Source organism: Trichlorobacter sp. (assembly GCF_030247655.1).
GTDB lineage: Bacteria > Desulfobacterota > Desulfuromonadia > Geobacterales > Pseudopelobacteraceae > Trichlorobacter.
In genome coordinates this window covers 1-8,356 of record NZ_JAOTRZ010000121.1, presented here as the reverse complement: position 1 = coordinate 8,356, position 8,356 = coordinate 1, and the positions used below count along the sequence as shown (strand labels likewise).

Below are 8,356 nucleotides of genomic sequence, written 5' to 3'. Positions count from 1 at the left end.
GCAGCCTATGCACCGGGTCTGTTCAAGATCCAGATCCTGGGCAGAATCAATTTTGGTTACCTGTTTGCCTTGTCGCAGTTTTTTGTGTCCTGGGGGCTGGCAATGTATTATGCCCATGTTGCCAACAAGGATTTCGACCGTCTGACCAGAGAACTGGTCAACGAACTTCAATAGGAGGTGAATCCATGAAGAGACTATTAGTTGCTATTGGTTGCGTACTCTCCCTGAGCTTCGCCGCCTATGCTGAACCTGCCAAGACTCCTGCTGCTTCTGATGCAAAGCCTACTGTTGCCGCGCCGGCTGCTGCTCCTGCCGCTACTGTTGCACCGGCTGCAGACGCAGCCAAGGTGGCTGCTCCTGCTCCGGCCAAGCCTGCTGAAGATCATAGGGCAACCCTGAAGGCCAACCCCAAGGTCACTATTCCGATCTTCCTGATGATTATCGGAGCCACCATGGCGGTTGTTGTCTGGTCAGCCAAGCAGACCAAGTCTGCCTCTGACTTCTATACTGCCGGTGGTGGTATCACCGGTACTCAGAACGGTTGGGCCATTGCCGGTGACTATATGTCGGCTGCCTCGTTCCTGGGTATTTCCGGCATGATCTCCCTCTACGGGTATGACGGTTTCATGTATTCGGTTGGCTGGCTGGTGGCCTACATCACCGTGCTGCTGATCGTTGCCGAACCGTGCCGTAACGCCGGTAAGTACACCCTGGGGGATATTCTCTCCTTCCGCACCTCACCCAAGCCGGTTCGTGCTGTTGCCGCCATCTCCACGGTATCGGTTTCCACCTTCTACCTGACCGCTCAGATGGTTGGTGCCGGTAAGCTGATGCAACTGTTGCTGAACGTACCGTACAAGGGTGCTATCATCGGCGTTGGCATCCTGATGGTTGGTTACGTTGTGTTCGGTGGTATGACTGCCACCACCTGGGTTCAGATCATCAAGGCCGGCCTGCTGATGACCGGCGCCTTCCTGCTGTCTGTGCTGGTTGCTGTCAAGTCAGGCTTCAGCCCGTTCCAGTTCTTCAATGACATCGCCACCAACCAGAATATTATTGACCATGTCAAGTTGCTGCCGATTTACCTGAAAGAATCTGCTGCAGGCACAGCCACGGCTGATGCCGGACAGCGCTTCCTTGAGCCGGGTCTGTTCCTGACCAACCCCCTTGACCAGATTTCTCTGGGTATGGCGCTGGTGCTGGGTACTGCCGGTATGCCCCACATCCTGATGCGTTTCTTTACCGTTCCCACCGCTCAGGAAGCACGTAAATCAGTTATCGTGGCCATGTTCATTATCGGCTCCTTCTATATCCTGACCACCCTGCTGGGCTTTGGTGCTGCAATTCACCTGACTCCGCAGGCAATCAAGTCCGTTGATGCAGGCGGCAACATGGCTGCCATGATGCTGGCAAAACAGTTGGGTTCAGAGTTTTCACCGTTCCTGGGTGACCTGTTGCTGGCCTTCCTCTGCGCCGTTGCCTTTGCAACCATCCTGGCTGTTGTGTCCGGTCTGGTTCTGGCTGCCTCTGCTGCCATTGCCCACGACATCTATGTGAACGTGATCAAAGACGGCCACGCTGACCAAAAAGAGCAGGTATTTGCTGCACGCGCCACCTCCTTTGTCGTTGGCGCCATGGGTATCGTCATCGGTATTGCTGCAGAAAAGCAGAACGTTGCTCACCTGGTGGCACTGGCCTTTGCCGTTGCCTCCTCCGGTAACCTGCCGGTTGTGGTCATGTCCCTGTTCTGGAAAAAGTTCAACACCGCTGGCGTTGTTGCCGGTCTGGTGGTTGGTACCCTCGCATCGGTTGGTCTGGTTATGGTTTCACCCAACATGACCTATCCTGATGTGGTTGCCAACAATGCCCAGAAGGCCTACTCCAAGCTTGAGAAGGAAATTGCAGAGGGCAAGATCAAGCCTGAGGCAATGGAGAAGACCCTCAAGACCATCGAGGCTAAAAAGGCTGAAGAAGTCAAGAACCGTGGTGGCAAGTCCATGCTGGGCCTGTCCAAGCCGCTGTTCCCTCTGAAGAACCCTGGTATCCTCTCCATCCCGCTGGGCTTCATTGCTGCCATCCTGGCAACATTGATGTTCCCCTGCAAGAAGGCCGAGGAGATGTGGGACGAGATCTATGTCCGCCAGAACACCGGTATTGGCATGGCCAAGGCCATCGACCACTAAGTCACACTTTTCAATTGCTGCAACTATGCTATAGAGTAGGGGAGGCTTCGGCCTCCCCATTTTTTTGATCAGAGGGCACTGTGGAAACGACACCGCATGATGACATGAGCCACCTGCTGGACGAGTTGCCATTAGTTACGCAGTTAACGCGCTACTGTACGGTTGCAGAAATTAGTGAAGCCTTGCAGCAGGTTCGTGCTGACCTGGCTGCAGTGCGTCGCAAGTTTGAGGTGTGGGATGCCCAGTCTGCCCTGCAACAGGGGCTGATTGCAACTGCCGATGCCCCTGCGTTGAAAAAGCTGCATGAAGAGTTGAACCGGATTGAGCTGGAGCGCTTCATTACTGCACAATCGGTCTGCAACCTGCATCAGTCCTGCACCCATTATCGGGATATGCTTGCAGAGCGGGCGCTGCAGATTGTTACCGAAGAGATGGCCGCTGCGGGGCACGGTGCGCCACCCGTTGCCTATGCCCTTATCAGCATGGGCAGTGATGGCCGCGAAGAACAAACCCTGATTACTGATCAGGACTATCTGATTGTGTATGACGATGGGGGAGAAGAGGCTGCAGACGTCTGGTTCGTAGAGTTTGGCAACCGGTTGGTTGATTGCCTTGAAGCCGCTGGCTTCAAGCGCTGCACCGGCGATATCATGACCAGTAACCCCACCTGGCGGGGATCCTACAAACAATGGCGCAAGCGGCTGTTTGCCATTGTACGCTATGAAGTAGAAGACTTTGCCAAAAATATGATGGACCTGATTGTCCTCTCCGATGCTCGCTTTGTTGGCGGTGATCGAGAGCTGGGGGAAAAGCTGATCGAGCTGATCCGCGATATGGAAAAGGAGCACTTTCAGGTGCTCTGGAGCATGGCCCGTGCTGCTACGGAAATGAAACTTGCCCTGGGATTTATGCGCAAACTCTGGACCGAGCCCAGTGGAGAACACCGCGGAGAGCTGAATGTCAAGCTTCTGGCCTGGGCGCCACTGGTGATGAACGTCCGTATCCTGGCCATCAGCCAGGGGATGGCAGCCACCAACACGATTCAGCGGATCAACTATCTGGAACAGGAAGGCAGTCTTTCAGCCGAGATGGCCAGTGGTCTGCGTGAGGCGTACGACATATTGACCCAGCACCGGATACTGCTGCAGATCAAGCAAATCAAGGGGATTCAGAAGGATTCCCACTACCTTGACCCGCTTATGCTGGATAATGATGAACGGGAGCAACTCCGTCAAGCGGTGGTCAGGGTTGAAGAACTGCAGAAGATGATCCACACCAACTTCAATATTGTCTAAAACCTTGACAGCTTCAGGTCGCTTCGTCTATAAAACCACCTCTTATGCGCGCTTAGCTCAGCGGGAGAGCACTGCCTTCACACGGCAGGGGCCACTGGTTCAATCCCAGTAGCGCGCACCATATTCAGCACTGGCCGACTGATATTTTCAGTTGGCCTTTTTTGTGCCTTCACCTGTTGAAAACTGGACGCAGAACGGTATAACAGGTATATAATTGGTATCTCGTCTGGTGTTTTACTGAAAATCTAAACAATACTGATGATCGAGTACATACCATGTCTGCTAAAGACAGATTCCTTCATAATCAGCAGGGTTTTACCTACCTGGTCGTGCTACTTGCAGTGATGATCATTGGCATTATGCTTGGTGCTGTTGGCACCAGTTGGAAGATGGCGATGCAGCGTGAGCGCGAGGAAGAGCTGCTGTTTCGTGGGATGCAGATTCAGGATGCCATTGGTCGCTGGCAACAGCCGCAAGGGAATGTTCAGCAGCATGTTGCCACACCGCTGAATGATCTGAAGGATCTGTTGCGTGACCCGCGCACCCCGGCAACGGTACGCTATCTGCGTAAACTGTATCGTGATCCGATAACAAATCAGGACTGGACGCTGATACGTGATCCGGCTCGTGGTATTGTGGGAGTTGCCAGCAGCAGCACCGAGCGGGTTATTAAAAAGGATAATTTCCCTGATCAGTTACAGGATCTGGTTAACAAAGAACGTTATGACCAGTGGCAGTTTGTTTATAAGCCGCCACAGAAGACGGTACGGGCTGCCAAGGTGCCTTAATTACAACGTTGTACCGTTAAGAGGAGACAGAATATGGCTACTCAATCAATATCAAGCAAACTGGTTCTGCTGTGTGCGCTGATGGTCTGTATCCTCTCATGCGTAACGCATGCCCTTGCTGCAACAACATTGGACGCCAGCTTTAAACCGGTACTGTCCAGAGCAGGCCAGATTACCGGCATTGTCCCGCTGGCAAACAGTAAAGTGCTGGTGGTTGGGAACTTCTCCTCCATCAGTGGTGTGGCCTGCAAAAATATCGCCCGCCTGAACGCTGACGGTTCGGTGGATACCGGCTTCCAACTGGACTCCCGCATCCCTGCTGATATGATCTATGCCGCTGCAGTCCAGTCAGATGGCAAGATTTTGATCGGTGGCCAGATAACGGTCTATGGTACAACAGAATCCCAAAATTATCTCTTTCGTCTGAGCAGTGATGGCGCTTGGGATACTGTTTTCAAGGCCGGAGGTTATGTTTATGGTAATCCTGGCACCACCTACGGTCTTGATAATGCTGTGCGGGCCATTACGGTTGATGGTAATGGCAAGATTCTGGTGGGTGGCGATTTTACCGCCCCCCGCAGCCATATCGCCCGCCTGAATGCCGACGGCAGCGAAGATACCTCCTTCAACCCCGGCAGCGGGGCGGATGCAACGGTTACCCATATTGCCCTGCAGTCAACTGGGCATATTATTATTGGTGGCGGATTTGAGACCGTGAACGGTACTGCAAAGGCAAAGGTGGCACGTTTGTCCTCGACAGGTGCTTTGGATGCGGCTTTTGGTACCGGGCTGTATGGTGGCAGTCTGCAGGCCCTGGCGGTGCAGGCGGATAACAAGGTGCTGCTGGGCGGCAGCTTTTTCGGGCTGAACGGTACTTATGACCTGCCTAAGCTGATTCGGACTTCTGCCGAGGGCGTACTGGATGAGACCTTTACACAACGTGTATCCTATTACGATAATCAAGGGGAAATTCAGTATACCGCTGCAGCAAACTATTTTCAGGCAATTACCAGCCTTTTAGCACTGCCTGATAAAATTGTAGTGGGTGGCTGGTACAGCTCCATAATTAACGGTAACACTCCACTTTATCATGATGCCAGAATTTTTATCCTTGAAGCAGGTGATGGAGCCTATAGGAGTTTGCTAACCTTCAAGAGCGGACCGACCAATACTGAGGGTTCTACCCATTCGGATGTCTTTGCCTTGGCCGGGCGTAGTGACGGACAGCCTCTGGCCGGAGGAAGCTTTACCCAGAATTATTCCAATGAAGACTACTACTACGGGCTCTGTCTGTTCTCCAACACCACCTGGCAGCCTGTCAGTACCTACAAACCTGTTGTAGGCGGGCAGGCCGATGTACGTACCCTGACGCTACAGGGGGATGGCAAGCTGATTGCCGGCGGTAGCTTTTATCTTGTCAACAGTGTTGCAAAGAACGGCGTCGCTCGCTTCAGTACCAGCGGTACTCTGGATACCACCTTGTCGGTTCCTGTGACGGCAGGAGGCGTTGTCACCGGTGTGCTGGTGCGCAGTGACGGGAAACTGGTCATGGGCGGGAGTTTTAACGATATTGCCGATCAGACCTACAAAGATCTGGCTCTGATGAGTACAACCGGCACCCTGGAGGCCAGTGCCTATGCTGGTGGGATAAATGCTTTGGCCTTATATCCGGGCGACAAGGTGCTGACCGCCCTGTATCATTCTCCTGGGGTGCGGCGGCTGAACGCGGATCTTTCTATTGAGGACACAGCAACTTTCAACCCCGGCAGTGGGATTACCAATCAGCAGGTTGCTCCCTTTTATGACTTTGACAGGGTTAATGCCGTAGCTGTCCAGACAGATGGTAAAATCCTGGTAGCTGGCTCGTTCTTCTCGTTCAGTGGTGTCTCGGTGCAGAACATCCTGCGGCTGAACAGCGACGGCAGTATTGACAATACCTTTGTATCGCCAGCTTTCACGGCATATTACGGCCGCAGCGAGGTGTTTGCCATTGCGGTGCAACCGGACAACAAGATCCTGCTGGCCGGCTGTTTCGCAACAGTGGGCGGCGTTGCCAGCCCCACCGTGGTGCGACTGAACAGCAACGGCAGCGTGGATAGCACATTCCAGACGCCTTTCGCAAACCAGGGTTCCACGGCCTATGCGCTTGCCCTGCAACCAGACGGCAGAATACTGGTTGGCGGCGGCATGCAGATAGTTGAAGGAGAAAGCATCTATAACAGCCTGGTGCGTCTGCACCCCAACGGCAGCCGGGACAGCACGTTTAACAGCTCGGTAACCGGCATAGTGAAGTCTATCCTTACTGACGGGATTCAGTTGCTGGTTGGTGGCACCATTGAAGCGGTGAATGGATCGGCCCGCCAAGGTCTGGCACGCTTCACTACGACCCCGGAATATCTGCTGACCGTAACCAGGTCGAGCGTAGCTGGTGGGGGCATCACCGCCAGCACCGGTACCCTCGGCTGGAGTGGCACGGTCGGTATGGCCGCGTATGACAGCGGCACTAGCGTAATACTTACCGCTGAGGCCGCTTCCGGTTATGTCTTCAACGGCTGGTCCGGTGAAGGCTGCAGCGGCACCGGCAGTTGTACGGTTACAATGTCTGCAGCACGTAGTGTCACCGCTACGTTTGCTGCGGTACCGCAAGTGACCCTGACTGTGACCCTGAGTGGTAGCGGTGCTGGTTCGGTAATCAGCACCCCCGCAGGCATTGATTGTCCCGCTTCCTCCTGTTCCGGCCAGTTTAACAGCGGTAGTACGGTCACACTCACCGCTGTTCCCAACGCCATTTCAACCCTTGTCGGCTGGGTTGGCTGTCAAACTACGGATGGTACGGTCTGTGGTACCATCATGAATGTCGCCAGAGAGGTAAGGGCTGACTTTGGCTTGGTAAAAGCCCAGGTCAATGGTGTTGGCTATTCCACCCTGTTTGAGGCCTATATCCTTGCACCTAGCGGGGCCCAGATCCTGTTGCTGGATGGCAACCTGGCCGAGTCGCTGACTGTAGAGAAGTCTATTGCCCTGAAGGGGGGCTACAATGCAACATTCAGCGGGTTGACCGGTCTGTTCAGTAACCTGACAGCTCCGCTGGTAATATCAAGCGGCACCTTAACGGTTGACCGGATAACGGTTAAATAGTTATGCCGCTTTTTACCTGCAAACTGGGAACCCCGGACGGCACTATTGTTCAGCGCGAACTTGAAGCGGTGGATGAGACCCAACTGCGAGCAGGTCTGATTTCCCAGGGCTACCATGTCTTTGCACTGCAGCGCTCTGGCCTGAAGCTTTCGTTAAACCTCTTGAAGCCACGTGTTGGTCGCATTGACAACCGTGAACTGCTGGCCTTTAATCAGGAGTTGGTGGTGCTGCTTAAATCCGGTATGCCGATTGTACCGGTACTGGATGCGATTCTTGAACATCGTTTAAAGGCAGGAGGCGCTCTAGCCAAGGTATTGGGGCAGGTGCGGGAGGATGTTAAAGGTGGTGCTGCCCTGTCCACCGCTTTTGAGCGGCATGGTAAGCTGTTTCCTCCGCTGTATCTCGCCTCGGTTCGGGCCGGTGAACGGACCGGCGAGGTGCCCCAGACCATCCGGCGCTATATCGTGTTCCTGAAACGGGCAGAAGAGCTGCGTAAAAAGCTGATTTCGGCCTTGATCTATCCGACTATTCTGGTGGTCGTTGCCGTTCTGGCCATTATGTTGCTGCTGATCTATGTGGTTCCTACCTTTAGTCAGGTATATGCCGATGCCGGATCTCAACTCCCTCTGTTAACCCGCCTGCTGATTGATTTTACCGGTGTCCTGCGTTCTACGGTCATTGTCTGGTTACCGCTACTGATCGCGGCAATTGTTGCACTACGCAGTTGGAGCCGGTCAGAGGGGGGGCGTCAGCGGGTAGATCGCTGGAAACTGGCGTTGCCGGTGGTGGGTGATCTGTTTTTCGGGTATGCCGTATCGGTCTTTTCCCGTACCCTGGCCACCCTTCTGGGCAGCGGCATCCCTATTGTTGAGTCATTGCGGATGTCTTCGGGTACCTTGAACAACCGTCTGCTGGAAAAGGGTATGGCCGTGGCGATTCATCAGGTTGAAGT

At 54.0% G+C, this 8,356-nt stretch carries 6 protein-coding genes and 1 tRNA gene; all 7 read left to right on the top strand.

Translation table 11 applies throughout. From position 1 onward, the window contains the following. Positions 1-174, top strand: a 174-nt coding sequence (locus OEL57_RS10875) for a DUF485 domain-containing protein (RefSeq protein WP_300740560.1), incomplete at its 5' end; no start/stop codon positions are given. A gap of 11 nt (positions 175-185) precedes the next feature. Next, positions 186-2,183 carry a solute symporter family protein gene (locus OEL57_RS10870; RefSeq protein WP_300740559.1) on the top strand — a complete coding sequence of 666 codons (1,998 nt, stop codon included), beginning with the start codon at positions 186-188 and terminating at the stop codon, positions 2,181-2,183. A gap of 80 nt (positions 2,184-2,263) precedes the next feature. Then, positions 2,264-3,478: a putative nucleotidyltransferase substrate binding domain-containing protein gene (locus OEL57_RS10865; protein ID WP_300740558.1), complete on the top strand. Its 1,215-nt coding sequence runs from the start codon at positions 2,264-2,266 to the stop codon at positions 3,476-3,478. Positions 3,479-3,524: 46 nt separating this feature from the next. Beyond that, positions 3,525-3,599 (top strand) — tRNA-Val (locus tag OEL57_RS10860). 154 nt (positions 3,600-3,753) lie between these two features. After that, the gene (locus OEL57_RS10855) at positions 3,754-4,266 is read left to right on the top strand and encodes a type II secretion system protein (RefSeq protein WP_300740557.1); all 513 of its coding nucleotides are present in this window, start codon (positions 3,754-3,756) and stop codon (positions 4,264-4,266) included. A gap of 33 nt (positions 4,267-4,299) precedes the next feature. Further along, entirely contained in the window at positions 4,300-7,404 is a 3,105-nt protein-coding gene (locus tag OEL57_RS10850) for an InlB B-repeat-containing protein (protein WP_300740556.1), read from the top strand. 2 nt (positions 7,405-7,406) lie between these two features. Beyond that, on the top strand, positions 7,407-8,356 hold a 950-nt coding region (locus OEL57_RS10845), incomplete at its 3' end, for a type II secretion system F family protein (RefSeq protein WP_300740555.1).

Bases quoted from the DNA above. Each gene is read 5' to 3' on its own strand.
- OEL57_RS10870 (WP_300740559.1), top strand. From the start codon at position 186: ATGAAGAGACTATTAGTTGCTATTGGTTGCGTACTCTCCCTGAGCTTC.
- OEL57_RS10855 (WP_300740557.1), top strand. From the start codon at position 3,754: ATGTCTGCTAAAGACAGATTCCTTCATAATCAGCAGGGTTTTACCTAC.
- OEL57_RS10850 (WP_300740556.1), top strand. From the start codon at position 4,300: ATGGCTACTCAATCAATATCAAGCAAACTGGTTCTGCTGTGTGCGCTG.